General features: G+C 36.8%; 25 protein-coding genes and 4 pseudogenes. 20 read left to right on the forward strand and 9 right to left on the reverse strand.

Annotation, left to right across the window (positions count from 1 at the left end):
* Positions 1-18: 18 nt before the first annotated feature.
* From rlmB to rpsI, 3 genes are all read left to right on the forward strand, one after another.
* Positions 19-747, forward strand: a complete 729-nt coding sequence (rlmB, locus tag AB1I63_09700; protein MEW4355104.1) for a 23S rRNA (guanosine(2251)-2'-O)-methyltransferase RlmB — start codon at positions 19-21, stop codon at positions 745-747.
* 212 nt (positions 748-959) lie between these two features.
* Positions 960-1,406 (forward strand): 50S ribosomal protein L13, encoded by a 447-nt coding sequence (gene rplM / locus AB1I63_09705; protein ID MEW4355105.1) that lies wholly within the window; start codon positions 960-962, stop codon positions 1,404-1,406.
* Between the two features lie 19 nt (positions 1,407-1,425).
* Positions 1,426-1,818: a 30S ribosomal protein S9 gene (gene rpsI / locus AB1I63_09710; protein ID MEW4355106.1), complete on the forward strand. Its 393-nt coding sequence runs from the start codon at positions 1,426-1,428 to the stop codon at positions 1,816-1,818.
* Positions 1,819-1,928: 110 nt separating this feature from the next.
* Here the strand turns inward: rpsI and AB1I63_09715 are convergent, their stop codons facing one another.
* From AB1I63_09715 to AB1I63_09745, 7 genes are all read right to left on the reverse strand, one after another.
* Positions 1,929-3,149 (reverse strand): tyrosine-type recombinase/integrase, encoded by a 1,221-nt coding sequence (locus AB1I63_09715; GenBank protein MEW4355107.1) that lies wholly within the window; start codon positions 3,147-3,149, stop codon positions 1,929-1,931.
* A gap of 68 nt (positions 3,150-3,217) precedes the next feature.
* Positions 3,218-3,478: a helix-turn-helix domain-containing protein gene (locus AB1I63_09720; protein MEW4355108.1), complete on the reverse strand. Its 261-nt coding sequence runs from the start codon at positions 3,476-3,478 to the stop codon at positions 3,218-3,220.
* A 71-nt stretch (positions 3,479-3,549) separates the two neighbouring features.
* Entirely contained in the window at positions 3,550-4,083 is a 534-nt protein-coding gene (locus AB1I63_09725) for a hypothetical protein (protein ID MEW4355109.1), read from the reverse strand.
* 152 nt (positions 4,084-4,235) lie between these two features.
* Entirely contained in the window at positions 4,236-4,772 is a 537-nt protein-coding gene (locus AB1I63_09730; GenBank protein ID MEW4355110.1) for a hypothetical protein, read from the reverse strand.
* Between the two features lie 148 nt (positions 4,773-4,920).
* Positions 4,921-6,207, reverse strand: a complete 1,287-nt coding sequence (locus AB1I63_09735; protein MEW4355111.1) for a hypothetical protein — start codon at positions 6,205-6,207, stop codon at positions 4,921-4,923.
* Entirely contained in the window at positions 6,207-6,617 is a 411-nt protein-coding gene (locus tag AB1I63_09740; protein ID MEW4355112.1) for a hypothetical protein, read from the reverse strand. The genes AB1I63_09735 and AB1I63_09740 overlap by 1 nt, the downstream gene beginning before the upstream one ends.
* A gap of 1 nt (position 6,618) precedes the next feature.
* Positions 6,619-6,942: a hypothetical protein gene (locus AB1I63_09745; GenBank protein MEW4355113.1), complete on the reverse strand. Its 324-nt coding sequence runs from the start codon at positions 6,940-6,942 to the stop codon at positions 6,619-6,621.
* Positions 6,943-7,157: 215 nt separating this feature from the next.
* Here AB1I63_09745 and AB1I63_09750 point away from each other — a divergent pair, with 215 nt between their 5' ends.
* Positions 7,158-7,796 (forward strand): hypothetical protein, encoded by a 639-nt coding sequence (locus AB1I63_09750; GenBank protein MEW4355114.1) that lies wholly within the window; start codon positions 7,158-7,160, stop codon positions 7,794-7,796.
* A gap of 74 nt (positions 7,797-7,870) precedes the next feature.
* Here the strand turns inward: AB1I63_09750 and AB1I63_09755 are convergent, their stop codons facing one another.
* Positions 7,871-8,203 carry a helix-turn-helix transcriptional regulator gene (locus AB1I63_09755; GenBank protein MEW4355115.1) on the reverse strand — a complete coding sequence of 111 codons (333 nt, stop codon included), beginning with the start codon at positions 8,201-8,203 and terminating at the stop codon, positions 7,871-7,873.
* Between the two features lie 177 nt (positions 8,204-8,380).
* Here AB1I63_09755 and AB1I63_09760 point away from each other — a divergent pair, with 177 nt between their 5' ends.
* The 4 genes and pseudogenes from AB1I63_09760 to AB1I63_09775 all read left to right on the forward strand — a co-directional run bounded on the left by AB1I63_09760 (position 8,381) and on the right by AB1I63_09775 (position 12,204).
* Complete coding sequence (locus AB1I63_09760) at positions 8,381-10,825, forward strand: LPXTG cell wall anchor domain-containing protein (protein ID MEW4355116.1); 2,445 nt, start codon at positions 8,381-8,383, stop codon at positions 10,823-10,825.
* An 82-nt stretch (positions 10,826-10,907) separates the two neighbouring features.
* Positions 10,908-11,552 (forward strand): hypothetical protein, encoded by a 645-nt coding sequence (locus tag AB1I63_09765; GenBank protein ID MEW4355117.1) that lies wholly within the window; start codon positions 10,908-10,910, stop codon positions 11,550-11,552.
* A gap of 38 nt (positions 11,553-11,590) precedes the next feature.
* On the forward strand, positions 11,591-11,890 hold the full coding sequence (locus AB1I63_09770; GenBank protein MEW4355118.1) for a hypothetical protein: 300 nt from the start codon (positions 11,591-11,593) through the stop codon (positions 11,888-11,890).
* Between the two features lie 156 nt (positions 11,891-12,046).
* Positions 12,047-12,204: pseudogene (locus AB1I63_09775) on the forward strand (putative holin-like toxin).
* 516 nt (positions 12,205-12,720) lie between these two features.
* On the opposite strand, the pseudogene AB1I63_09780 reads toward AB1I63_09775, so the two are convergent.
* Positions 12,721-13,785: pseudogene (locus AB1I63_09780) on the reverse strand (site-specific integrase).
* Between AB1I63_09780 and AB1I63_09785 the strand changes: the two are divergent.
* The 12 genes and pseudogenes from AB1I63_09785 (at position 13,783) to AB1I63_09840 (ending at position 25,909) form a co-directional block, all read left to right on the forward strand.
* Positions 13,783-14,412, forward strand: a pseudogene (locus AB1I63_09785) (phage replisome organizer N-terminal domain-containing protein). The pseudogenes AB1I63_09780 and AB1I63_09785 overlap by 3 nt on opposite strands.
* Positions 14,413-14,569: 157 nt before the next feature.
* On the forward strand, positions 14,570-16,504 hold the full coding sequence (locus AB1I63_09790; GenBank protein MEW4355119.1) for an N-6 DNA methylase: 1,935 nt from the start codon (positions 14,570-14,572) through the stop codon (positions 16,502-16,504).
* On the forward strand, positions 16,488-17,522 hold the full coding sequence (locus AB1I63_09795; GenBank protein ID MEW4355120.1) for a restriction endonuclease subunit S: 1,035 nt from the start codon (positions 16,488-16,490) through the stop codon (positions 17,520-17,522). Before AB1I63_09790 ends, AB1I63_09795 begins: the two co-directional genes overlap by 17 nt.
* Entirely contained in the window at positions 17,523-19,295 is a 1,773-nt protein-coding gene (locus AB1I63_09800) for a DUF262 domain-containing protein (GenBank protein ID MEW4355121.1), read from the forward strand.
* A gap of 15 nt (positions 19,296-19,310) precedes the next feature.
* Positions 19,311-19,451: pseudogene (locus tag AB1I63_09805) on the forward strand (ATP-binding protein).
* A 490-nt stretch (positions 19,452-19,941) separates the two neighbouring features.
* Complete coding sequence (locus AB1I63_09810; GenBank protein MEW4355122.1) at positions 19,942-20,700, forward strand: DeoR/GlpR family DNA-binding transcription regulator; 759 nt, start codon at positions 19,942-19,944, stop codon at positions 20,698-20,700.
* A 171-nt stretch (positions 20,701-20,871) separates the two neighbouring features.
* Positions 20,872-21,297 (forward strand): galactose-6-phosphate isomerase subunit LacA, encoded by a 426-nt coding sequence (gene lacA / locus AB1I63_09815; GenBank protein ID MEW4355123.1) that lies wholly within the window; start codon positions 20,872-20,874, stop codon positions 21,295-21,297.
* 27 nt (positions 21,298-21,324) lie between these two features.
* Positions 21,325-21,840 carry a galactose-6-phosphate isomerase subunit LacB gene (gene lacB / locus AB1I63_09820; protein MEW4355124.1) on the forward strand — a complete coding sequence of 172 codons (516 nt, stop codon included), beginning with the start codon at positions 21,325-21,327 and terminating at the stop codon, positions 21,838-21,840.
* A 29-nt stretch (positions 21,841-21,869) separates the two neighbouring features.
* Positions 21,870-22,862 carry a tagatose-bisphosphate aldolase gene (lacD, locus tag AB1I63_09825; protein MEW4355125.1) on the forward strand — a complete coding sequence of 331 codons (993 nt, stop codon included), beginning with the start codon at positions 21,870-21,872 and terminating at the stop codon, positions 22,860-22,862.
* Between the two features lie 174 nt (positions 22,863-23,036).
* Positions 23,037-23,870, forward strand: a complete 834-nt coding sequence (locus AB1I63_09830) for a PRD domain-containing protein (GenBank protein ID MEW4355126.1) — start codon at positions 23,037-23,039, stop codon at positions 23,868-23,870.
* Positions 23,871-23,907: 37 nt separating this feature from the next.
* Positions 23,908-24,222 carry a PTS lactose/cellobiose transporter subunit IIA gene (locus tag AB1I63_09835; protein ID MEW4355127.1) on the forward strand — a complete coding sequence of 105 codons (315 nt, stop codon included), beginning with the start codon at positions 23,908-23,910 and terminating at the stop codon, positions 24,220-24,222.
* A gap of 1 nt (position 24,223) precedes the next feature.
* Positions 24,224-25,909: a lactose-specific PTS transporter subunit EIIC gene (locus AB1I63_09840; protein MEW4355128.1), complete on the forward strand. Its 1,686-nt coding sequence runs from the start codon at positions 24,224-24,226 to the stop codon at positions 25,907-25,909.

Below are 25,909 nucleotides of genomic sequence, written 5' to 3' on the forward strand. Positions count from 1 at the left end.
TTGTGCTATACTGGGAATATGGAAAAAAATGATATTGTATATGGTGTACACGCAGTGACCGAGAGCCTGTTGGCAAATACGGGCAATAAACTCTATATTCAAGAGGATTTGCGGGGTAAAAATGTTGATAAGGTGAAGCAGTTAGCGGCAGAAAAGAAGGTCTCCATTTCATGGACGCCTAAAAAAACGCTCCAAGAGATGACAGAAGGAGCAGTCCATCAAGGTTTTGTGCTTCGTGTGTCGGAATTTGCTTACACGGAGCTTGAGACGATTTTGAAAAAGGCAAAAGAAGAGGAAAATCCTCTCCTGCTTATCCTAGATGGTCTGACAGACCCGCATAATCTAGGGTCGATTTTGCGGACGGCTGATGCGACAAATGTGACAGGGGTCATTATCCCTAAACACCGGGCGGTTGGTGTTACGCCAGTCGTGTCTAAGACATCAACAGGGGCTATTGAGCATATCCCTATTGCGCGAGTGACCAATCTCAGTCAAACCTTAGATAAGCTAAAAGACCAGGGATTTTGGATTTTTGGAACAGACATGAATGGCACCCCATCAACCAAGTGGAATACAGTAGGAAAACTTGCCCTTATCATTGGAAATGAAGGAAAAGGAATCTCTGCCAATATCAAAAAGCAAGTGGATGAGATGATTACCATTCCCATGAGTGGGCATGTGCAGAGTCTCAATGCCAGTGTGGCAGCAGCTATTCTCATGTATGAAGTGTATCGCAATCGCTCCTAAATAAAAGAAAGCCTTTCCTTGAGGAAAGCAAGGAAAAAGACAAGATTCTCATAAAAAAATAGGACAAAGGTCTTGACTGATAGAGGGTAAATTTGATATGATAGTAGACGGTATTGTTTACCCCATTTGAAAGGCCCCGGAACCCTTCAAATAACTTGCGGACCGGAACATCCGCCCTGTAAACAAAAACGACATTCATAATAGGAGAAATCATGAACAAAACAACATACATGGCTAAGCCAGGTGAAGTTGAACGCAAATGGTATGTAGTTGACGCTACTGATGTACCTCTTGGACGCCTTTCAGCAGTTGTAGCAAGCGTTCTTCGTGGAAAAAACAAACCAACATTCACACCACACACTGATACAGGTGACTTTGTGATCGTTATCAATGCTGAAAAAGTGAAATTGACTGGTAAAAAAGCAACTGATAAAGTTTACTACACTCACTCAATGTACCCAGGTGGATTGAAATCAATCACTGCTGGTGAACTTCGTTCAAAAAATGCAGTTCGTTTGATTGAAAAATCAGTTAAAGGAATGCTTCCACACAACACTCTTGGACGCGCTCAAGGGATGAAATTGAAAGTATTCGTTGGTTCAGAACACAACCACGCTGCACAACAACCAGAAGTTCTTGACATTTCAGGACTTATCTAAGGAAAGGAACAAATAAAGTATGTCACAAGCACAATATGCAGGTACTGGACGTCGTAAAAACGCTGTTGCACGCGTTCGCCTTGTTCCAGGAACTGGTAAAATCACTGTAAACAAAAAAGATGTAGAAGAGTACATCCCACACGCTGACCTTCGTTTGGTCATCAACCAACCATTTGCTGTTACATCAACAGTAGGTAGCTATGACGTTTTGGTGAACGTTGTAGGTGGTGGTTATGCAGGTCAAGCAGGAGCTATCCGTCACGGTATCGCTCGCGCTCTTCTTCAAGTAGACCCAGACTTCCGCGATTCTCTTAAACGCGCAGGACTTCTTACACGTGACGCTCGTATGGTAGAACGTAAGAAACCAGGTCTTAAGAAAGCACGTAAAGCTAGCCAGTTCTCTAAACGTTAAGAAACGGCTATATATCAAGCTTTATCAACACTTCATGGTTCACACCATGGGGTGTTTTTTTGATGATTTTTAACAAAATTCACACCACTTTTCACACCAAATTCACACCATTACTTTTTAAGGTTTCGGTAGGCAATCTCCCCTACAGCCATTGGGACTACATTTGAAGTATTGACATAAGTTTTAGTTGTTAGGGTATCACTATGTGTCAGAGCTTCTGAAATGGCTTCTAGTGAAGTTCCTGCTTGTTTAGCTAAAGTTGCGCCTGTATGGCGTAATTTGTGCGGTGTAGCGTGTATCAGCTCCTTGTGACGGCGTTTGACTGATTTCATCTTATTGTTGAGATAGTCAGAGTGTAAAGGGCTGTTGACATTCCCTTTCATATCAATATAAGTAAAGACATATTGTTCATCAGATTGGATAATGCCGAATTTTGCTAGTTCAACTTTTTGTTGTTTTTTCCAAGATTGAAGTAATTCAGTTAGTTCAATAGGGATTTGGAAAGTTGTTTTCTTGTTACCCTTTGTAGATTTTGGATTTTTATACTTATCCAAAGCTTGTACTAACTGAATTTCTTGTCTACTAATATTGATGTGTTTCCATTGTAAAGCGTAGCTTTCAGATTTTCTATCACCTAAGAAAAAGGTGGTATAGAATAAGACATAGTCTTTGAAAGATAGCTTGTCATTTTCTAAGTCTTCTTCAAAAGCTGCGAACCATGCTTGAAGTTCTGCTTGTGATAGATACAAATCTTCATCGTGTTTAGCTTCTTCCAATTTGATTTTCTTGGTTGCCTTGATTCGCTTGATTGTTTTTGAAATACGGTTAGCTTCAATGTATTCTAATTCCTCTGCCCAATCAAATATAGAATTGACATAACTTCTAATAACTTTGAAATTGGCGTATTCCTCTGCTTTTTGAGTTAATAGGTTCAAAACAACTTGTTTATTTTGATTAAGAAAATCAATGGAATAATTTCCCAGCATTGGAAGGATGTGTTTTCTAAAGACGATTTCAGTACCATCAATAGTTGCTTGTGTTGGTGGTTTAGTAGTAGAAGTTGTTTGACCTGCTTTATAGGCTTCCCACCACACGTTTTTATAGAAATCTTTGAATTGGATTGAACCTGCTATTTCAACGCTTGAAGTAATATCCCCACGTAGAATTCTATCAATTTTATTTTGTAACTCTAGTTCGTATTTTTTAGCTTCACTCCTTAGTTTGAACCGTTTTTCTACCACCTTCTTATCAATTCCAAGAGAAGACTTCACTTCCTCTGGGATATAGATACGCAAGCGATAAGTTCCATTTTTAGTTTTTGTAATTGACATAGTATTCTCCTTTTGAATTGAGCTAGAAAAATACCGTGATTAAATTATAGCAAATCACGGTAAAAATGCTACTGATTTTGTAACCAGCGATTGATTTCGTTCTTGTCAAATCGTACAGTTTTTCCAACTCGTATGACTGGCAAGCCTTTTTGAATCCAACAATCAAGAGTATTGTTTGAAATTCCTAGATATTGACAGGCTTGTTGCTTGTTCAAAAAGGGGCTTTCGATATTGCTATTGTTTAGCCGATTTTCGATTTCTTGTTTAATTAAATCGGCAATCAATAGCTGAATTTGTTGGATTTGTTCATTTGGAAGAATGACTTGCATATTATCTACTCCTTATTTCTTGTCTTTTTATTCATATTTTGAGATAATAGCAACAACAGAAGTAGTTGTGGCTATTTTTGTTGTGATGTGGGGTTATCGTTGTTGGTTTGGTCGCTTACATTGATAACCTTTTTTTCTTTTAGCTCGAACGGCTTTCCATTTTCACGATAATATCGAGAATATTGTGCTAACCATTTTTTGTGGTCGGCATTTGGTCTGAAACATTGTTTGTATTGATGATAGAGGTACTCCAAGAGTTCAATTGATGTTTCTTTACCCCAAATTTCATCAACCTTATATAACAATGAAAATAAGCCTGAAGAATGTTCAATATGATGTATTGATTCTTCTAATGATGATATTTTTTGTTTTGCAGAAGAGAACGAGAAGTTTTTTTCTTCTAACAGCTCAATCATCAATTCTGTAATTTTATGCGGCTTATTTGACCGCTTGTAGAAGAACATATATTTGTCCAAGATAGCGGAAAGCAGTAAATTTTTTAGGTCAGTATCTGATTGACATTCTTTTAGGTGTGTTGTCAATTCATGAGCGTAACGCCCTTTTATTTCTGCTTCAAATCGTATCCATTTTGATTTTTTAGTCATTTTGGTGTTGCTCCTTTGATTTATCATAGATTCGGACGTACAGATTGGTATTTCTTGAACGCTTCCCTATATAGATTGTTTCGGTTTCTAAGTCCGTGGAGATTTCGCGAGTTGAAGAGTGATTGCGAGGGTAGGGCTTGTTTTTATTCTCCTTAATTATCCGTTGAAGGAGAGCTGATGTTTCTTTTTCTGTATTTACCATATCGTAATTCCGTCCTTCCTTTTTCGATTGATGTTCGTAGTTGATGTATGTCAATGTCTTCATCGAAAAAATCAATGGCAATATCAACACGAGATAAGTATGAGCTATATAAATCAGATTCAATTTCACGCAAGAAATGATGTAATTGAATGTTCTGATTAAATTTCTTCAACGTATACTCTTGATAAGCAGTCCATGCTTGAGCTGAAAATTTCACAATCACCCCCATAGTTGGCTGTAGCGGATGATAAGCTATGCTAAAATACGCAGGTGTATCAGCTAGTGTATATCCTGTTGTATAGCCTGCTGGGAACATATTTTCTTGAGGTTTTATCTCAAATAACTTGTCAAGGCTTGATAAGCGGATAAACTCAGCAATCACATGCTCAGCAATGTAGCTCCATTCGTTTAAGTCTTCTAACGCTTCACTTTCTGAAGCATGGAGCATTAGTGTAAATTGGTCGACCTTGAGGGTTGTTTCACTCATATTTTTTTCCTTTCGTGGTTCGCGCTTTTTGTGTCAAAAAGTCAGTAATAGCAGGGTTTTTGCTCGATTTTTGAGGTGTTACGAACTGGGGTTATTACCATGCCCCAGTCCCAAGCCGCTGCGCGGCTTGGGGATGTGAGACATGATGCTAGTTATCCTCACATAAAGATTTGACAGCTTGATAAATGTCGAAATCTAAAAAGGGTGTCTTGAGATAACGCGGTCTAGTTGTCTTGCCCTGTAGCGTATAGAATGCTTCCCCTGTTCCAAGTTTTCTATTTGGGACTTGGGCATGCTCAAAAGCTGTAATGTAGGTTGTGTTTTCAGCCTGTCCCAAAACAATCTTCAATAGTAGCGAATTGCGGATGTGTGTTGGTAACAAAGTCGCATCGCTTTTCTGCATAGCAATCATAATAAAACAACCTAGTTGTCTTCCTTGCAGGATGATAGTATCAATGATTTCTTCAATTTCATCACGTTCTGCTTTCGACATTGTTTTTATTGAGCTTCTAAAAGTCGCATACTCATCAAATAGCAAAAAAATTGGCTCAAGATTAAAGTCTGTATAATCTTTTTCTAGTCCTGTTTCTAAAAGAGGAGATATCTCTTTCTTTCGCTCTTCCATTTTTTTATGAAACTCACGTAACAGAAGTAGACTTTCTTGCTTTGTGACAGCAATATTGCCAATCATTCTTCCTATAACTGCCATAGAGGAACTTTTGGGGTCAATGATGTAAAGATTTTCAAAAGAAAATCTTGAAAGAAAAACCAAAACGATATAGTATAGAAAATATGACTTGCCCATACCGGTTGCACCTGCAATTAGAGCATGACAGATGTTGAACTGAAGCTCTTTATCGATGGCAATACAATAATCGCTATGTCTATTGTTTTTTATAGCATCTAGTGAATGATAGATTAACCGCCTATCGTTGTCTATAGCATCGAGTTCATAGATAAATTGAGACTGAGTATCGTTCATGTAGAAGTCATCAACAATATAGCGACCCAATGCAGCAGAAATATCTAAAGATTCTAGTTTGCTTTGAAATTTGATGCTATTTTCAATAGAGATATGTAGTTTATCTTTGATAAAATATAGCTGAATTTTAGGCAACTTGACAATTTTCACATGATTTTGACTATTCACATCAAAATAGATATGAGCATCTAAGAGTTCTCTCTTCAATTTTTGTTTGATACAAAAGAGTTCAAACGCTAGCTTGAATCCAATTTTATTTGAGTAGCAACGATATAAGATATATGTTATACTAAAAGCAGGGATGAGAATCTGCATGAGAACAACTAAAATCAAAACAGATTGAAAAATTTGGAAATAATATAGAAGAAAACTAAAGAATAGCGACAGACAATAGACGAGAAGAACAAATTGAAGCGTTTGTTCTTCTGCTGTCTTCACACGTTTTGTAAACATTATTTCACGTTCCTAGCTCGTTGTGCCGCAACGTTTCGCGAGTATGCTTCAGCATTCATTAGCGAGCATTCAATTGATAGCTGATTGTTGTAGTCACCGTACAAAATTGCTTTTGTAAAATTGTAAGGCTGAACGAGTTCGCCATGTTTGAATTTGTTCACGTCGTTTTCATTTAGAACCTTAAACGTTATTTTTTCAAACTGATTGCAATTGTCTTGATATTTTTCTGATTTGAAGTTGTCTTCAATAACAACGCAATGCACTTTGATTCCATTTTGAATTGAAGATTTCTCCCTGTTTATATATGGGAAATTTTCTTCACAAGAAATGACTTGCATTTTCCATTTAAAAAAAATGGCAACATCAATTTGAACAGGCGCTTTTATTGCGCTAACGCATTTTAATGACATACTATAGATTCCTTTCTTTGTTTAACATACGATGTATTTTTGTATACATCATGATAGTAGCAACATCACAAACATAAATTTTACTTTTTTCTTCAGCTTCCTCATCATAGTATTTACACAATGAATTTTGAGCATTTTTGTAACAAAACATCTGCTCATCAAAAAATTGTAAATCAAGATGATTTGATGTGAACAAAAATTGATGTTTTTCTAACATTTCTATAAATTCAGAAATTGTTGTATCACGCTCAGTTATGATTGATAAAAGCTGTTTTTCAAAAGCTCTTAGTTTTTGTTTGCGAATAATTTTTTGCAGCTTTATCATGGTGACATTTTATCGCTCCTTTCGTTTTTTTAGGTTAGTGGTTGTAACCTTTTATACGTACATTATATAATTTTCAAGTCTGATAAACAACATATAAACGGAATACTAATAAACGAACAAAAAATCGATTATTCAGCTAGATAAACATAAATACTGTTGACTCCCATAAAAATAAATGGTATAATTTAAAATATAAACGGAAAGGAAATTGAGTTATGGCAAGAATCGAATCAACTTACAAAATTGTAGATGGTCAAAAATATTTTACGAGTAACCATCTAGCAAACAAATATTTTATTGACAAACGTACGGCTAGAAACTTTTTAAAGTCTTATCCATCGTTGGAGGGGTCTAAAAATCCAAGACTTTATGAAGAAGAAGTTATGAAATGTGCTGTTGACGATTACGAAGAAAAAACAACTCCTGCAAATAGAGAAAAGTTTTATGAAAAAATACGAGCAGCAAGGGAAGACAGCTTCTATAGTTCTCAAATATTAGAAGAATTGAGTAAGCTAGAAGTAAAAAGAAAAGAATTGGAAGAGTATAAGGATGCTGACCCTGAAACTCAACATAAACTAGATGAACTAAGGAAACAAACGGAGTATGAAATAGAGCATAAAGAAGCGGCTTTAGAAGCTGCTAAAAAAGAATTTGCGACAAATCTTCCGACAATGTTATTAAAACATCTATTATATGTGCAAGGCTATTCTTTCAACGAGGAACAGTATAAAAGAGATTTAGAATTGCATCACCTCTCTGAACTTTTTAGAGAAGCAGGAGTAATGAGAAGTGAAGAGCATAGAAAAGCTGTAAAGCGTTTGGAGTCAAATAAAGGTTATTTAATGAGGAAATAACTCATGGAGAACTTTAATTTTACATAAAGAAAAACACATTCCTACTAAGAATGTGTTTTTCTTTGTCATAAACTCTAATCTATATTTTGCAAAATATCAATAAATGATTTTAATATTACTTCTTGTTTACTTTTGGGTACATTTGCAACTAAGTGAATCAATTCAATGATGAGACTATGATTTTCTTCAAAGGTGGGCAATTCAAAAAATTCTTCTTTGGATATGTTAAGGGCTGCTAATAGTTTAGAAATGGTCTGTATTTTAAAATCGTATTTCTTGCCTTCAATATTTTGGACTGCTTTAGCACCTAGTCCTGCTAATTCAGATAATTTTTCTTGACTAAGTTGTTTTTCTTTTCTAAAATATTTGATTCTTGTAGCAATATAATCTTGTAAGTCTTCGTTCATCTAGTTGCCCTCCTCACCATTTTCTGGTCATACTTAATCATAACGTTTATATAACGAGAAAATAAGTAGAGTTAGCCATACTTTTATATAGAAAAGTATTGTAAACAATCCGAATATGTGTTAATATAAATGAGTATATTGTAGATTGTTTCATATAATAAGAAAGGACAAAGCAATATGAATAAAACAACAAAAACAATGAAAGCGGCATCTATCGCAGCGGCAATTGTGACCGCAGCCGCAACAGCAAACCAAACAGCATTTGCTGAAGAAGTAGGAAATCAACCAGTTGTGCCTACCGCAGCAGAAGCAAAAGCAAAAGCAGACGATACAAGTAAGGTTACAGAAGCGCAAGTTAATGACGCAAAAGCTGATGTCAACACCGCTCAAGCAGAAGTGACTACCGCAAAAACAGAACAAGCAAACGCCGTAGCAGCTGAAGAAAAAGCAACAGAAGCTGTTCGAACCCTTGAAGCTAATATTCAGACAGCCGAAAAAGCTGATGAGATTGTAAAGGCTCAAGACCAAGTAGTTGAAGCAAAAACGGCTGAAAAAGAAGAAGCTGACGCTCAACTAGCAACTACAAAAGCAGACGCTACTACAGCCAAGGCTGACGCAGACCAAGCAAATGAAGCAAAAGCAACCGCTCAAGCTCAACATGCAGCCGCACAAGCTGATGTAGCGAAGAAGCAAGACACACTTGACAAAACTACTGACAAGGCTGTTCAAGACCAAATTACTGCCACAAAGAGCGACATCAAAGCTGCTGAACAAACAGCACAAGCAAAAGCAACTGCAATTGCCGATGTTGACAGTCAAATTGCAAGCAAGCAACAAGCATTGGAAGCTCAACCAACCACACAAAAAGTGACGGCTTATACAAGTAAAGGCTATAAACCACAAGCAGACAAACATGCAGCTGAAACAGGTATGGAAAAAGTAGACTTCCAAGGTGCCGAAACCATTGAAGTTGAAATTACTCCAGCTCAATATGAAGAATACCAAAAGACTGGGAAATTCACGTATCAAGTAGACAACCATAAGCTATCTGAAATTTTTCTTCAAATGTTGAATCGACTACGTGAATTAAATGGTCTGGTTGGTAATTTAACTGTCGATAACGATTGGTTAGCCTATGCGGAAGCTCGTGCAAATGAGATGAAAACCAACAATGTATTAAGTCATGATACAAATCTCACAGCTCCAACAATCGGTCATTATTATGAAAATGGTTCTCAACGAGGTGCTTTTTCTATTGACAATGGTACAATTACATATCAAGATGAAATTGTAACACATGAAAAATTAGCTTATGACTTATTATACCGCTGGTATTCCGATTATCTTAATTTGACAGGTAAAAACTATGGTCATCGTCGCGCATTAATGGTCACTACCGGAAGTAAAGCTGCCGTAGCCGTTTCAACCGCGCCAAATGATGATAAACCTGGTTTTGCAAGCTATTATGCCGCGTATGAAGCAGATACAACAGGTGCTAATTACAAAATGATTGATGACCCTGACTTTGGTCCGAGTCTTGAGTATGTAACACCAGAAGATGCTATGAAAGGTAAAGAGCAAGACGAGCTAGAACAAACTTGGGACGAATCAGACATTCTCAATCCTAAAATTTTAGGTCGTCATATGGTCTTCTTGCCTGACATGACCTTCAAGTATGTTGTAAATCTTCCTGTTGACAACAACCACGATGTTATTCGTGAAGAAATCACAACCTTGAATAACAAGAAAGCTGTTTTGGTTTCTGAAAAGAATACTGCTGAGCAAACCAAAACAACACTTGAAGCTAAACTCAACAACTTGAACCAACAAGCTGCTGATATTACGGCTGCTCATCAAGCGGCTCAAACTGCGCTTGATGAGGCAAAAGCGAACTTGGCAAGCACTCAACGCACACTTGATACTGCAACAGCAGAAGCAAATGCTAAGAACGCTGCTCTGAAAACAGCAACTGACAAGGTAAACGCTTTAACAGAACAAGTCAATGCCCTTTCAAGTGAGATTCAAGACGCAACAGCTCTTCGTGACAAAGCCATAGATACAAAAGCAAATCTTGACCAATTGAAAGCTGATTTGACGAAAGCACAAGCTGCAAAAGCAAAAGCTGTCGAAGACAAAGCGACTGCTGATGTCAAAGTACAAGAAGCGGAAGCACGCCTTACTGAAGCGACAGACAAGTATGTTCGTTTGGTAAACTTGTATAACCTACAACAAGCCCTTGACAATCCAAAAGTAGACGAACCTAAGGTAGACGAACCTAAGGTAGACGAACCTAAGGTAGATGAACCTAAGGTGGACGAACCTAAGGTGGACGAACCTAAAGTTGATGAACCTGAGGTACCTCAAGTAGTCGTACCAATTGAGAACATCAAACCAATTGCTGAACCACAAGCAAAAGAAAACCCATTTGCGAAAACACCGAAGTCTCAAGCAGGTATTACTGTGATAAACACAGCAAACGGTCAAACTATCAGCTATTCACGTGTAGCACGTTCTAAAGAATTGCCGCAGACAGGCACGAAAGGAAGTCTATTGGCGTTGGCTGGTGTGGCTATTCTAAGTGGCTTAGGTCTAGCAGGGGCAAGAAGAAAACGGAGAGGGTAAATTGAAAGGAGAGAAATCTTGCTGAACTCTCTCTATGACTGATAAATCTAAAAACTCTTCCTACAAATTGTAAGAAGAGTTTTTGACGATAAAGATGAAAGGGCATGTGAATTTTATGAGAACACCTAAAGAATATTCAGATATGGTTAAGAATCGTCAATTGACAATGGCTATGATTGCGGAGTGCATCTATTCAGTTAACAAACGTGCTAAGAACTATCGCGATAAAAAGAAGGAATATAGTAAGCGTTCTTTTAGAAATTTTAGAAATATTCAATCATCAGATGAAAAAATGGAAGAATATTACGAATATAAAGAAGATTTGTTAATACATTTTACTCCTATTTCTATACATTATCAAAATTTTGGCGAGGAAACAAAGCGAGTATATAGTTATGAACGGGATTACGAAAAACTGTTAGAAGAGAAGAAAGATGTGACTGTTTGGGAAAATTTTTACTATGACTGGGATGAAAGCAGAGTGGATTTCTTCGATTATAAAACGGGACGTGATAAGAAGGTATATTTCTATTATTATGAGATAGGAGGATATGGCTTCCATTCACCGATTTCAGCAAAGATTGCTGAGCAATCAAAATTAGAGCTTGTGGATATTGGCAAAGGTTTTGTGACTAAAGGGAAAGATATCCATGAGCTGTTATCTGTTTCATTTGTCAAGAAGGTTATCGCACTACTAGATAGTGAAGATTACACAATTGTAGATTAAAGTAGAAATTTTAAAATTAGGTTAATGAGGTGAATATTATGAACTTGAGATTTATATGGGTTGCTGTTGAACCTGACGATAGATACGTGATAGGGCTATCAGAAAGCGAAGGCGAGGCAAGAATGGTTTATGTTAAAGTTTCTGAATCGGAGTGGGAGAGATTTAAGGAGAGGAACTACATCCAAATTGACGGTGACTGGTATTGGGATTTCCATGGTGAGAATGGAGATAGTCCGTTTATTGATTTCTATGATTGTCAGCTTATAGATAATAGAGGAATTTATAGCGCTGAATCATGGGAGAGAAAACCTTATGTAGAAGGGGAACTTGACGGTTAGTAATAAAAAATCTTCTTACTTAATTGTAGGAAGATTTTTTGGTTTCTTAAAAATCGTTGGAAAGACTACGCTATTCCAGCGACTTTTAAGAAAGAAAATGGTATACTGGAGCAGTAGAAAAGTGAAGACGGTGGCTCCTTATTCTGAAAGGTGGTGATGCCTATGGGCAGCACATTAAAATCTGACAGAAAGGAGGAGCTGAATTTTTGACAGCTTTTGAAGTTGTAGAAGTTCTATTTATGTTTGGTAGTTTTACTATCAGCTTGATAGGCTTATGCTATAAAATCTTCAAAAATGATGACAAAAAGAAATAGCCGTCAATACTTTGGATGAGTAACGGCTATTCTTTATAGCATTTACGAGCCACCGTCTTAAACGGTTCTACATTGGAGTTGAGTTCCCGCTCAGCTCCTTTTCTACTCTCATTATACCCATTTTTAGAATAAATAGCAAATCTAAACAATTTTCAATGGTGTGAACTTTTAGTATTTATCAGCTCAATTCATGTATTTTTAGTGAAAAATTCACACCATTCAGATGAAATTGGTTAAAATTAGATGAAATTTTGAATTTTGAAAACTCGTGAAAACGTTGATTTTAAAGGCTTTTGAAATTTATTCAAACAAAAATCTTTCAAACCAGGTCTTAAGAAAGCACGTAAAGCTTCACAATTTAGTAAACGTTAATATCCAGTTATATCAACGTTTCAAAGCACTTTGCAAAATTTCTGCAAGGTGCTTTTTTGATGAAAAAAGTGCATTGGTACTCCTTTTGATAATCTTTCGAGACTTGGTTTTTGAGTAAATATGAAGTTGAACAATAAATATAGTTCATTTAGCTTTATCAAGATATTCTGTAAATTTTGTAATTGATAGTTTTTCACCAGCTTTTGTAGCGTGGCTATAAGTATCTAAAGTCATTTGACTACTTGCATGGCCTAAACGTTTGGCAGTATTAACTGGGTCAATGCCTAGCTCAATCATTAAAGTTGCATGTGTGTGCCTGAAGCCATGTGGACTAATCTTCTTGAGATTGTGTTGGCGAATGGTTCTTTTTAGAATATTGTTGATGTAGTCAGCATGAAGAGGTTCAATATCCCCCGTTCTTGTGCAGTAAGTGAACATAAAGTCATCCTCAATTGAGATAGGTGCTATATGTAACTGCCCTTTTTCCTTGATAGATTCTTGTTTCCATTGATTGAGTATGGAACAGGTTTCATCGTCAAGGTAGATAGAGCGTACAGAAAATGAATTTTTAGTCCCTTTTTCAACAGCATGACCCTCTATTCTCCCTAAACTTTTACTGATTGTGAGTAATTGAGTGTCTGAATTAAAATCTGACCATCTGAGAGCATACATCTCCCCTTTTCGTAACCCGCTGTATGCTAGTAATCGAAATAGAGCATAATGCTTATAAGGTTCATTTTCTAAGATAATTTGTAAAAATTGATGAAGTTCACTCACTGACCAGTAGTTTTCACTGGCAGTTTTTTTGGTTTTGGGCATAATCACCTTACTCATAGGATTATGATCAATGTAATTCATATTGATGGCAAATTCAAATATTTTAGCAGTATAAGACTTGATTTGCTTCATATTCTTGAACGATTTCGCTTTATCTGTGATAAATGTTTGGCAGTCTAAAGGACTAATTTTTGAAATCTTTTTCTCTCCAAAGGTTGGAAGAATATGTAGGCGGTATAAGTCAGCTGTTTTAGTGGCTGTTGTTGCCTCTACAGTATCTTTGTAAGCTTCGTACCACTTTTGGTATAACTCTTGGTAAGTGTATGCTGTTTGATTGGTAATATGAACAAAAGTTCCACTATTCAACTGATGATTAATAGCAATTTCATGCGCTTTGGCAGCCTTACGAGTTTTGAAGCCTCGTTTAGTATAGCATTAACAAGCTTTGAGCAGTTTGGGATGATTGCCTTTGTAGATGGTGCAGTAATCATTCCAAAATGGGAGAAGCATCAGAATATTGATGGACTTGAAAAAATTCGTTAGCAAACTAGAGAAAGAGTAACAGGCCATCGCCAAAATCAAAAAGCTTTGGTTAATGGTTAAGATCAGTTACAACTGGAGGGTAACATTATAGAAACGTTACCTGTAATGGTTGGTAACGATCAGGTAACGCCTCAGATTGAGAACAAGAGTAAGAATAAGAAAGAGAATAAGGATGTACTGGATAATGATTCTAGAGAGGGTCCAACTTATGTCAAACCTGAATATTATTCTTTGTTGCAAGTTATTGTAGATAAGTACAATGACAGGTTTATTTATACATATAATTACAGTTTGACACATCAACAAAAAATGATGCTAGGACAGTTCTTGAGTGATGGTTTCATAACTTCTGATGAAGTTTTAGCAATGATTGATAGGATTCCATATAATGTAGAATCTCCCTTATCTTATCTAATTAGTTCTATGAAACGGTTAAAAGATGAGAGGATTCTAGAAGCAAAAGCAATTGCTCACGAAAATATCAAAAGGAAAAGGAATAAGAAGAACAGGAAATGATGAACTATCGTAAAAAACATTAGCAAAGGTCAAACTGACACTTTTTAGCTGATGTTTTTAATATCTGGGGAGAATCCCCAAGCCCCTGAGAAGATAGTTCTAGAAAAGGTTAGAAAATGGTATAATGGAAAGGAAACTGAATACAGAGGTGGATAATATGGTTAATGAATTAACGCTAACAGATCAATATGTTAGACGAGAGATAGAAAAATTTGGCATTCGTTACGATGAGCAGGGGTCTTCACACCCTGATATTGCAAAAGCCCTTAAAGGAGCTAGCAAGCAGGGAAAAACGGGTGTTGGTAAGCCTGAATTTGTGCTCCAAATTTTAGATTATTTAATTGTTATTGAGGATAAGCGAGACAATTCAAGATTAATTAAAAAGGATAAAGAGGAAATTGCGAAAGATATTTCGTCTTTAGTTCATTTTGCAGTTAATGGTGCGGTACATTATGCCAAACATATTGTTACCAAAACTACACTGTTTGATGAGGTTATTGCCATCGGTATAACTGGGGACGAAGAATCACATGAGATTCAACCAGTCCTAGTTAGTAGAATTGAAGGTCAAGTGAAGGAACGAATTTTACCTAGGCTTTCTAGTTTACAAGAGCTACATCCAGCTTATATCAATGAATGGTATTCAGTGAATGTGCTAGGTGAATATTCGACTGAACAAAAGCGAATTTTTGAGTTACAAAATGTCTCTAGAGAATTACATGAAGATTTGCGGAACTATGCTTCTTTGGAAGGTGAGAACAAGGCGACAGTTGTGTCAGCCATTCTTTTGGCACTGAATGAACCTGATTTTGATATCAAGACGTTGACAGGCAATAAATTAAATAAAAAAGGAAAAGTTATTGATAATGATGGCAAGCGTATCTTGAAATCAGTCAAGGATTACATCGAAACAGAAGGGATAATGCCAGAGGATAAGGTTAATATTCTCCTAAATAAATTTTCTTTTCTTGAAACAAGTATTAAACTTAATGAAACAAATATGACTTTAGGAGTCTCTCCCTTGCATTATTTTGCGAAGAAATTAGAAGCTAAAGTTATTCATCATTTTAAGCAGAATACTAATTATGACATCCTCGGTAATTTCTATGGAGAATTTGTGAAATATGGTGGCAGTGATGGTAATGGACTGGGAATTGTTTTAACGCCTCACCATATTACTGAACTGATGACAGAATTGATTGATATCCAATCTAATGATTATGTTCTTGACCCAGCATGTGGTAGCGGTGCTTTCTTGATTTCAGCCATGAATAGAATGACAGAGAGAGCGAGCAATGAGGAAGAGGTTAAACATATCAAGAAACATCAGCTTTTGGGGGTTGAATTGCAAGAAAAAATGTTCACAGTTGCAACCACTAATATGATTTTGCGTGGTGATGGCAAAAGTAATCTACAACTCAATGATATGTTTTCAGTATCAGGTGAGGAGATGCAATCTCAGAATGTCAATAAGATTTTGTTCAATCCGCCTTATTCTCAGGGTAAAACAGATAAGACGCTGACAGAGATCAACTTCATCAAGCATGCTTTAGATATGTTAGTCGTGGGAGGTAAGCTAGCAGTTATTGTCCCACAATCGACAATGGTTGGAAAATCCAAAGAAGAAAAAAAATACAAGAAAAAGATCCTTGAAAAGCATACTTTGGAAATGGTTATTACAGTAAATAAAAATACCTTCCATGGAGTTGGAACTAATGCAGTCATTGCCATTTTTGAAGCAGGTAAAAAACATGATATCGAACGTAAAAAGGTCAAGTTTGTTAATTTCGAAGACGATGGTTTTGTTGTTCGTAAACATATTGGCTTAGTTGACGATGGTTCAGCAAAAGAAAAGAGACAATACTTATTCGATGTTATCAATGGAAACGAAGATGATTATACTACTAGATTTATGGTCAAATCAACAATTCAACCAGACGATGAGTGGTTGCATAGTTTTTATTACTTCAATGATGAGATTCCAACAGACGAAGAGTTTGAAAGAACCATTGCTGACTATTTAAGTTTTCAGTTTGATATGTATGTTCATGGACGAGGTTATTTATTTGAAGGAAATGATGATGAAAAATAGGAAATGGAAAGAGTTTTTTTTAGGTGATGAAGAAATTTTTACTTTACATGCGACTTTAAATGGTATTGATAAGAATAAATTAGTTGATGATGGTGAGAAAAAATTTCCATATGTGACCAGAACTAAGATAAATAATGGCTTGGATATGTTTGTTTCTAAGCAACCAAGCCCAATAAATAGAGGAAATGTTATTATCATTGGTCTTGATACTCAAACAGTATTCTATCAGGAAACAGAATTTTATACAGGACAAAATGTTCAAATTTTGTATAATCTCTATCTGACTAAAAATATTGCGATGTTTCTTATACCAATTATAAAAAAACAATTAGAAGTTCTAAACTGGGGTGGTAATGGTGCAACTTTAGGGCGTTTAAAAAAGAAAAGAGTTAAGCTGCCTATAAAAAATGATGGTACACCAGACTGGACATTTATGGAAGAATATGTTCAAATCAAATCAAATCAAATCAAGAATACCTATCAGTTTCTTAAAAAGCATGAAATAAGTGATTTTAGAGGCTTGGATGAGGTTGAGTGGGGAGAGTTTAAATTAGAAGCAATTGCAAATATAAAAAGTGGAAAAGATTGGGAACAGTATAATAGAATTACAGGACAAGTTCCTTTTATTGGAGCATCGGCAATAAATAATGGTGTCACTGATTTTGTGTCTCCAAAGGGAAGAGAAATGCAAGTTGGTAAAGGAGTGCTCGGTATCAATCGCAATGGGTCGGTTGGTTATGTTTTTTATCATCCATATCATGCTTATTTTTCAGGTGATACCAGATTTTTAGAGATAAATGGCTTTAAAGGTAAAAAATTTATCAATCAATTCATTCAAACGATGATTCTTGCTCAAAAGGATAAATACGCCTATGGTTATAAAATGGGTACACAACGCATTAAAAATCAAATTATTAAACTCCCAATATTAAAAGATGGTGAGCCTGATTTTAAATTTATGGAACAATATATGAAGCGGTTGGAAAATAATGTTATTAAACAGGGAATGAAAAAATAGATGGATATTAAGGTTTCACAAGAAAGCACAGTAAAAGAATTATTTTCGGAATTTCTTAACATAGAGGGGGAGAATTATCAGTTTTCGATTCCGATTTATCAAAGAGAGTATTCTTGGCGTGAACAGCAGTGGCAGGAATTATTTGATGATTTGGTACATTCCTTTAATAAGCCGTCTATGGATACTGATTATTGGGGAAATGTCATTGTTTATAAAAATAGACAAAATAAAGTATTTGAATTGGTTGATGGACAACAACGAGTTATTACATTATTGTTGTTAATCGCTTCATTAGCTCAAATTGAGAAGAGCAATGATTATCTTCCGCTGAAATTTCATAATGAGGGTATCAATGAAATTTGGAAAAAAATATCTAAGCTTAGTTACTGGTGGGAGATTGAACAGAATCGTAGATTGAGCGAGGAAGAGGAGCAAGAAAAGAAGTCTTATAGTTTAAGTCAAGTCGAGAAACGGTCCTTTTATTATCGTGCTTGTGAATATTTTAAGCAAGAGATTGAAGAAAAAGGGATTGATAAAACTGATTTGTTAGAACATTTGTATAAAACAAAATTATCAGTTGTGGTTGTAGATGATGAACTTGAGAGTAACTTATTGTTTGGTCGCTTAAATACTCGGGGTATGTCTTTAAGTGATGTTGATCTAATTAAGCATAAGTTGTTTTATGATACGGAGAGACGACTTCCGCCGACAGGTGATGATGAAGTGTTGAAATTGTGGAAAGAGCTTCTGCAAAAAACTTCAACATTAGGTTTATCAATCGATTTGTTTATAAAAATCTGGTGGGATACTCACTATGGAATAGGTCAAAAGGGATTATATAAATCTTTTCTTAGTACACTTGAATTATCAGAGTATCTAAGCTTGCTACAAAATTGGTTACAGGATGCAGAAGAAATTAGTGAATGGAAAGCTAATGATGCTGGGAGTGACAACAAAATTGGTCGCAATTTGAAATGGTTAATTAAACTTTCTAATTCTGAGCAAGTATGGGCTGCTATTATGGGGTTACAAGTTACAACTAATAAACAAAAAGTGGAACTTGTTGAGTTATTAACTGTTATTGAATTTACAAGAGCAATAACATCACAAGTAGATTGTTCAAAACTTGACATAGTCTATCTTGATTTTGGTAAACAATTATTGACGGATCATGGCGATATTGGAATAACTGATAACGATATATCTATTGCTATACTTAGATTAAAAGAAGCTATTAAAACTCACTTACCTGATTTGTCGACTTTCACGGATGGTTTTACTAACTTACGGTTTCATGAGAAAGGTGAGTGGGAAACTGTTCATCAAGAAAATCTATTGTCAAGGTATGCTATATATACACTTAATAATTGGCTTGATACAAGAAATCATGGGCCTGGTGTTAAGTATAGAACGAGAGATGACGATGAGTATTCGATTGAGCATATCAAGCCAAAAAGTAGCGCCAGTTACGGAGAAACTTCACCAGAGTATAAAATAGGAAATCTAGTTGTTTTGGAAAAACAAATTAATAATGATTTGGGGGATGATGAAATTAATGAAAAGTTATTAGATTATAAGAAATCAAGTTATCCTCAGATGAAAGAATTTTTGTTTAAAAATCAGAGACAAAGAAGTAATAAATTTAGAGAAAATAATGCGATGGAATGGAAGGTAGATAATTTTGATGATATGTCTATTGAAAATAGAGGGAGATATTTAGCAATATGCTTCCACGAGAAGATAAAGAAATTATTAGATGAAAAAAAGATGTGATTGGAGACAATTTATATGAGACATAATCTATCTTATTTTCAATATTCTCAAGAAAGCCAATATTTGGACAGGAAATCCGCACGTAAAAAGCTGTCTGAACTGCTCAAACACCTACTTGCCTTTGCTAATGCTGACGGTGGTCAGTTGGTTATTGGTATACTATACTTTGGCGAAAAAATAGTCTATCCTTTATGAAGTAGGATACAGTAGCTTATATTTCTCAACTACATAAGCTCCGAAAACATGTTTTTAGTAATCTAATGGTAATGTATTATTTGTAAGATTAGATGATAGTTGTTTATGTTAAATGAAAATGGATTTTGAAAACTTGATTTAATAGGCATTTATAAGTATTTTATATCTGATATCTAAAACTCTGTCTCAAGAAAGTACATAAAAATATCACAGTTCTCAAAACGTTAAGAAACGGCTACATATCAAGCTTTATCATGCACTCAAGAGTTCACATCATGGGTGCTTTTTTGGTGTTTTTGGAAAAAGTTTATCTGAAAATTTACCTTATTTTCATCTGCTTGTTTGGAGCAGATTTTCTGACTATTTATTTGTTTTTTAGATTTGTTGAAGTCAACATTTTTTGTGGATATTTGGTATAATAGAGCAGAGAAATGTGTAAAGGATAGTAGAAATGAACAAAAAAGAGCGTTTGGCAGAGATTACCCGATTAGTCCATAAGAAAGGAACGGTTCGAATTGCGGAGATTGTGGAATCTTTGCAGGTGACAGATATGACGGTGCGCAGGGATTTTGCGGAGTTAGAAGAGCAAGGGGTATTGACCAAAATCCATGGTGGTGCGAGGAGTAACAAAGCGTTTCAATATCGGGAATTTTCTCATGCTGAAAAATATGTTCAGTATAAGGAAGAAAAGCAAGCTATTGCAGCAAAAGCAGCTTCGTTAATTGAAGAAGGTGATACGATTTTTCTAGGACCTGGAACGACCATTGCTTGCTTGGCAGAGGAATTGCAGCATACCAAGCTCACAGTAATTACGAATTGCTTGCCCGTCTTTAAGATCTTGAGCCAGAAAAAGACGGATCAGTTTCAAGTTTTTCTCCTAGGTGGGGAATTTCGGCAGATTACGGAGTCGTTTGTGGGGGAGATTGCAAATACTATTCTTGATAAAATGCGCTTTAGCAAGGTCTTTTTTAGTGCGAATGGTGTCAAAGAAAGTGATGTAATGACTTCAACCTTAGCAGAAGCCTATACGCAGCAACTGGCATTGAAGCATGCGGTTGAAAAGTATTTGTTGGTGGATTCTTCAAAGATTGGTAAAGATGATTTTACGGCTTTTTGTGATTTGCGAGATTTGACAGCAGTGGTGACCGATAGTTCTCCAAATGAGGAGCAATATCGCCATCTGAGTACTTATACGGAAGTTATTGCTTAAATGATGAAATGTTAAAAAACAACAGATAATAAACAAAAAATCTGCTGTTTTTATTTTTTTGTTGAAAAAAACACAAAAATTGTTGACTTAATGTTGTTTTTCTTGTATAATGTAAACATAAAAAGAGATATTTTTCAAAATATGATCATACTAAACAAAAGGAGAACAAATATGGTTGTTGTGATTGGTGCAGATGGAAACGGAAAAGCTTTAAAAGAAAAGATAAAAACTTATTTAGAAGAAGCAGGCTTTGACTTTATTGATGTGTCTCAATCAGATCAAGACTTTGTCGATGTGACACTTGCAGTTGTAAAGGAGCTAGAAAAGAATGAAGATTACCTTGGAGTCGTTATTGATGCTTACGGAGTGGGACCTTTCATGGTGGCAACGAAGATAAAAGGCATGATTGCAGCTGAAGTCTCAGATGAACGATCTGCTTATATGACAAGAGGACACAATAACTCTCGAATCATCACGATAGGCAGTGAGATTGTCGGAGAAGGTTTGGCTAAAAATATTGTAAAAGGGTTTTTAGAGGGTGAGTATGATGGCGGGCGCCACCAAATTCGTGTCGATATGCTGAATAAGATGTGTTAGTACCTATCGTAGATAAAGGAGAAAAAGATGAAAATTGCAGTTGGATGCGATCATATTGTGACCTATGAGAAAATCGCAGTAGTCAATTATTTAAAAAACCAAGGCTATGAGGTACTCGATTGTGGTACCTATGACAGTGTCAGAACCCACTATCCTATCTTCGGGAAAAAGGTTGGGGAAGCAGTTGTGAGTGGTCAAGCTGATTTGGGAATCTGTATCTGCGGAACAGGTGTCGGAATTAACAATGCAGTCAACAAGGTGCCAGGTGTCCGTTCAGCTCTTGTCCGAGATATGACATCTGCTCTCTACGCTAAAACAGAGTTAAATGCAAATGTCATTGGTTTTGGCGGAAAAGTGACGGGTGAACTGTTGATGTGTGACATTATTGATGCCTTCATTCAAGCAGAGTACCAGCCAACAGATGAAAATAAGCGTTTGATTGAAAAATTAGCGAAAATTGAAACAATCAATCAGGATCAAACAGACAGTGCCTTCTTTGACGAATTCATTGAAAAATGGAATCGTGGCGAATACCATGATTAAGCCTAGAGGCTAGACAGGTGGAATATACGATGACAGTAGAAAATCAAAAATATACGTTAATGGAAAAAGTCAGTAACCAAGACGGAATTATCTCCGCTTTGGCCTTCGATCAACGAGGCGCTCTGAAAAAAATGATGTCAAAATATCAAGATACAGAGCCTACAGCAGAGGATATGGAGATCCTAAAATCCATTGTTTCAGAAGAATTGACGCCTTATTCTTCTTCCATTTTGCTCGATCCAGAGTTTGGTTTACCAGCTTCTCACGTGCGTGCCAGTCAATCGGGATTGCTATTAGCCTATGAAAAGACAGGATACGACGTAAGTAGTACTAGCCGTTTGCCAGACTGCTTGGTGGAATGGTCAGTTAAACGCCTCAAAAAAGAGGGGGCAGATGCCATTAAATTCCTCTTGTACTATGATGTGGACGGCGATCCGTATGTCAATCTCCAAAAGCATGCCTATATTGAACGTTTAGGGTCAGAATGTGCTGCTGAGGGCCTTCCTTTCTTCTTGGAAATCCTGAGCTATGATGAAAAGATTCAAGATGCAACTAGTTTAGAATATGCCAAGGTAAAACCAAGAAAAGTCATTGAAGCAATGAAAGTTTTCTCGGACAAATCTTTTGGAGTTGATGTCTTAAAAGTAGAAGTCCCAGTCAACATGGCTTATGTTGAAGGATTTGCGCAGGGAAATGAAGTAGTATATAGTCAAGAAGAAGCGGCTGCTTATTTCAGACAACAAGATGCAGCGACCCCGCTCCCTTATATCTATTTGAGTGCAGGTGTATCAGCCAATCTTTTCCAAGAAACCTTACGATTTGCTCATGCTGCTGGAGCAGCCTTCAATGGTGTCTTGTGTGGGCGTGCGACCTGGGCTGACTCTGTTCAAATCTACATGGAAGAGGGAGAAGAAGCCGCTAGAAATTGGTTGCGAACAATTGGACGCAAGAACATCGAATCGTTGAATGAAGTCCTTGCTACAACAGCTTCCTCTTGGAAAGAAAGAGTTGGTTTGCAATAATAAATGTAAAGGTTTACAAGAATATTTTTTCGTGATATAATTGTTTCATTAGTTTGTATAGAGTGGATTGTAACTAAGAAAATTAGGCAAGACCGCAGATGAATAAGGGTGGAAACCTCCTTAGCTCATTTGTGGTCTTTTGTATTTTAAAAGACCAAGGAGACTATTCTTTAGATGTATCGTATTGTACAATCTTTAAATAATAATGCGGCTTTAGTCAAGAATGAACGAGGCGAGCAGTCAGTTGTTATGGGAATGGGAGTTGCCTTTCAAAATAAAAAGGGAGACTTAGTCAACGCTCATAAGATTGAAAAAGTGTTTTCGCTAAAAAATTCCGAATCAAAAGATCATTTCTTGATGCTGTTAAAAGATATTCCGCTAGATTTTATCACGGTGACCTACCAAGCTATTGATCAGCTATCCCATCAGTATGATTATCCTGTACAAGATTATATTTATGTTACATTAACCACTCATGTCCATTGTGCCTATAAGGCAGTCTTAGACCAGACCTATCAGGAAAGCAGGCTTCCTAGCATGTTAGAAGAGTATCCTATCGAACATCAGATTGCGGCAGATGCTCTCGCTATTTTCCGAGAGAGAATCTTAGAGGAATTGCCAAATGATGAAATCGGCAGAATCGCTCTTCACTTTATCAATGCAAAGGGTGAGAAGGCAGAAGAACAAGTCTTGAAAGTGGAGACCTTGCAACTACTTCTATCTTTGGTCGAAAAAGAACTAACAGAGCATGGTATTTTGCGAACGAAAGAAAATAGCAAATTTTACGACCGCTTGATGATTCACTTGACCTATTTTATCCGCTATGCAGATAAGGAAAAGGACAGTACCTCATCATTAGAACAAATGGTAGCAACCATGAAACTAGCCTATCCCGAGGCTTACGCTCTAGGGGAGAAAATTCATGAATTGATTGCACACGAATTGGGCCTGGCCCCAAATGAAGGCGAAAAAATGTACATTGTCCTTCATATTCAACGGTTACTATAACTACTCTTTCATCAACATATCACAAGGAGGAAATAAAATGAACAGAGAAGAAATTACATTACTTGGTTTTGAAATTGTTGCCTTTGCAGGAGATGCTAGATCCAAATTATTGGAGGCCTTGAACGCAGCTCAGCAAGGTGAGTTCGATCGTGCAGAGCAGTTGATTGCAGCAGCTAATGAATGTATCGTAGAAGCCCACCATGCACAGACCAGCCTTCTGCAAAAAGAGGCTCAAGGAGAGGACTTAGCCTTTAGTGTGACATTGATGCACGGTCAGGATCACTTGATGACAACCCTCTTGTTGAAAGACATGATGTCGCACATGCTTGAATTGTATAAGAGAGGAAACTAAGATGAATACGCTAATTGCACAAATTGAAAAGGGCAAGCCATTCTTTGAAAAAGTTTCGCGTAATATCTACTTGCGTGCTATTCGGGACGGCTTTATCGCTGCTATGCCAGCCATCCTATTTTCGAGTGTCTTCTTGCTCATCGCCTATGTACCAAATATTTTTAACTTTACTTGGTCGGATGAATATGAAGATATGATTATGAAGCCCTATAACTATACCATGGGGGTTGTAGCAGTGCTGGTCGCAGGAACGACAGCTAAATCCTTGACCGACAGTATCAACCGTAGTCTACCAAAGACCAACCAAATCAACTTTATTTCGACCATGATTGCAGCTATCTCAGCTTTCTTGCTCCTTGCTGCAGACGGCATTGAGGGTGGATTTGCCAATGGCTACATGGGTACAAAAGGCCTCTTGACAGCCTTTTTAGCAGCCTTTGTGACAGTTAATGTCTATCGTGTCTGTGTGAAAAACAATGTTACTATTCGCATGCCTGAAGAAGTACCACCCAATATTTCACAGGTCTTTAAAGATATTATTCCATATGGCTTATCAATTTTAGGAATTTATGCGATTGATATTGCTGTTCGACAAGCAGTAGGAACAAGCGTAGCTGAGGCTATCTTAAAACTCTTTGAACCCTTGTTTACAGCAGCAGACGGATACCTTGGTATTACCATTATCTTTGGTGCCTATGCCCTCTTCTGGTTTGTCGGTATCCATGGTCCTTCTATTGTTGAACCTGCCATTGCAGCCATTACCTATGCCAATATTGAAACCAATTTCCAATTGCTCCAAGCAGGTCAGCATGCTGATAAGGTCTTGACTTCTGGTACTCAGATGTTTATTGTTACTATGGGTGGTACAGGAGCAACTCTGGTCGTGCCATTCATGTTCATGTGGTTGTGTAAATCCGAGCGAAATAAGGCAATTGGGCGTGCCTCAGTTGTTCCGACCTTCTTTGGAGTTAACGAGCCGATTCTATTTGGTGCCCCAATCGTCCTTAATCCAGTTTTCTTCATTCCCTTCATTATGGCACCAATCGCCAATGTTTGGATTTTCAAGTTCTTCGTGGATAACTTAGGAATGAACAGTTTCAGCGTAAACTTGCCATGGACAACGCCTGGCCCACTCGGGATTGTCATGGGAACCAATTTTGCACCTCTAGCCATTATTCTTGCAGTATTACTAGTGGTTGTCGATGTGGTGATTTACTATCCATTCTTAAAAGTTTATGATCATCAGATTTTAGCAGACGAAGCGTCTGGTAAGGAAAATAGCCAACTACAAGAAAAAGTCGCAGCTAATTTTAATACTGCAAAAGCAGATGCTATTCTCGAGCGTAGCCTTTCAGATAAAACAATCACAAAAGAAACCAATGTCTTGGTCTTGTGTGCGGGTGGTGGAACCAGTGGGTTATTAGCCAACGCTCTAACCAAAGCCGCTAAGGAATACGGTGTACCTGTAACAGCGGCTGCAGGAAGCTATGGAGCTCACCGTGAGATTTTGCCAGAGTACGACCTTGTCATTCTTGCCCCACAAGTGGCTTCAAACTACGCTGATATGAAGCAAGAAACAGATGCTTTGAACATTCGTCTAGCAAAGACTGAAGGGGCAGAGTACATCAAATTGACCCGCGACGGTAAGGGAGCGCTCGCTTTTGTCAAACAACAATTAGAAGACTAG

Origin of the sequence: Streptococcus pneumoniae (genome assembly GCA_040719455.1) — a bacterium.
In the GTDB taxonomy this organism is placed as follows: domain Bacteria; phylum Bacillota; class Bacilli; order Lactobacillales; family Streptococcaceae; genus Streptococcus; species Streptococcus pneumoniae_G.

What these genes read in the sequence shown, in the direction of transcription:
- rlmB (MEW4355104.1), top strand. Translation starts at nt 19, where the DNA reads ATGGAAAAAAATGATATTGTATATGGTGTACACGCAGTGACCGAGAGC.
- rplM (MEW4355105.1), top strand. Translation starts at nt 960, where the DNA reads ATGAACAAAACAACATACATGGCTAAGCCAGGTGAAGTTGAACGCAAA.
- rpsI (MEW4355106.1), top strand. Translation starts at nt 1,426, where the DNA reads ATGTCACAAGCACAATATGCAGGTACTGGACGTCGTAAAAACGCTGTT.
- AB1I63_09715 (MEW4355107.1), bottom strand. Translation starts at nt 3,149, where the DNA reads ATGTCAATTACAAAAACTAAAAATGGAACTTATCGCTTGCGTATCTAT.
- AB1I63_09720 (MEW4355108.1), bottom strand. Translation starts at nt 3,478, where the DNA reads ATGCAAGTCATTCTTCCAAATGAACAAATCCAACAAATTCAGCTATTG.
- AB1I63_09725 (MEW4355109.1), bottom strand. Translation starts at nt 4,083, where the DNA reads ATGACTAAAAAATCAAAATGGATACGATTTGAAGCAGAAATAAAAGGG.
- AB1I63_09730 (MEW4355110.1), bottom strand. Translation starts at nt 4,772, where the DNA reads ATGAGTGAAACAACCCTCAAGGTCGACCAATTTACACTAATGCTCCAT.
- AB1I63_09735 (MEW4355111.1), bottom strand. Translation starts at nt 6,207, where the DNA reads ATGTTTACAAAACGTGTGAAGACAGCAGAAGAACAAACGCTTCAATTT.
- AB1I63_09740 (MEW4355112.1), bottom strand. Translation starts at nt 6,617, where the DNA reads ATGTCATTAAAATGCGTTAGCGCAATAAAAGCGCCTGTTCAAATTGAT.
- AB1I63_09745 (MEW4355113.1), bottom strand. Translation starts at nt 6,942, where the DNA reads ATGATAAAGCTGCAAAAAATTATTCGCAAACAAAAACTAAGAGCTTTT.
- AB1I63_09750 (MEW4355114.1), top strand. Translation starts at nt 7,158, where the DNA reads ATGGCAAGAATCGAATCAACTTACAAAATTGTAGATGGTCAAAAATAT.
- AB1I63_09755 (MEW4355115.1), bottom strand. Translation starts at nt 8,203, where the DNA reads ATGAACGAAGACTTACAAGATTATATTGCTACAAGAATCAAATATTTT.
- AB1I63_09760 (MEW4355116.1), top strand. Translation starts at nt 8,381, where the DNA reads ATGAATAAAACAACAAAAACAATGAAAGCGGCATCTATCGCAGCGGCA.
- AB1I63_09770 (MEW4355118.1), top strand. Translation starts at nt 11,591, where the DNA reads ATGAACTTGAGATTTATATGGGTTGCTGTTGAACCTGACGATAGATAC.
- AB1I63_09790 (MEW4355119.1), top strand. Translation starts at nt 14,570, where the DNA reads ATGGTTAATGAATTAACGCTAACAGATCAATATGTTAGACGAGAGATA.
- AB1I63_09795 (MEW4355120.1), top strand. Translation starts at nt 16,488, where the DNA reads ATGATGATGAAAAATAGGAAATGGAAAGAGTTTTTTTTAGGTGATGAA.
- AB1I63_09800 (MEW4355121.1), top strand. Translation starts at nt 17,523, where the DNA reads ATGGATATTAAGGTTTCACAAGAAAGCACAGTAAAAGAATTATTTTCG.
- AB1I63_09810 (MEW4355122.1), top strand. Translation starts at nt 19,942, where the DNA reads ATGAACAAAAAAGAGCGTTTGGCAGAGATTACCCGATTAGTCCATAAG.
- lacA (MEW4355123.1), top strand. Translation starts at nt 20,872, where the DNA reads ATGGTTGTTGTGATTGGTGCAGATGGAAACGGAAAAGCTTTAAAAGAA.
- lacB (MEW4355124.1), top strand. Translation starts at nt 21,325, where the DNA reads ATGAAAATTGCAGTTGGATGCGATCATATTGTGACCTATGAGAAAATC.
- lacD (MEW4355125.1), top strand. Translation starts at nt 21,870, where the DNA reads ATGACAGTAGAAAATCAAAAATATACGTTAATGGAAAAAGTCAGTAAC.
- AB1I63_09830 (MEW4355126.1), top strand. Translation starts at nt 23,037, where the DNA reads ATGTATCGTATTGTACAATCTTTAAATAATAATGCGGCTTTAGTCAAG.
- AB1I63_09835 (MEW4355127.1), top strand. Translation starts at nt 23,908, where the DNA reads ATGAACAGAGAAGAAATTACATTACTTGGTTTTGAAATTGTTGCCTTT.
- AB1I63_09840 (MEW4355128.1), top strand. Translation starts at nt 24,224, where the DNA reads ATGAATACGCTAATTGCACAAATTGAAAAGGGCAAGCCATTCTTTGAA.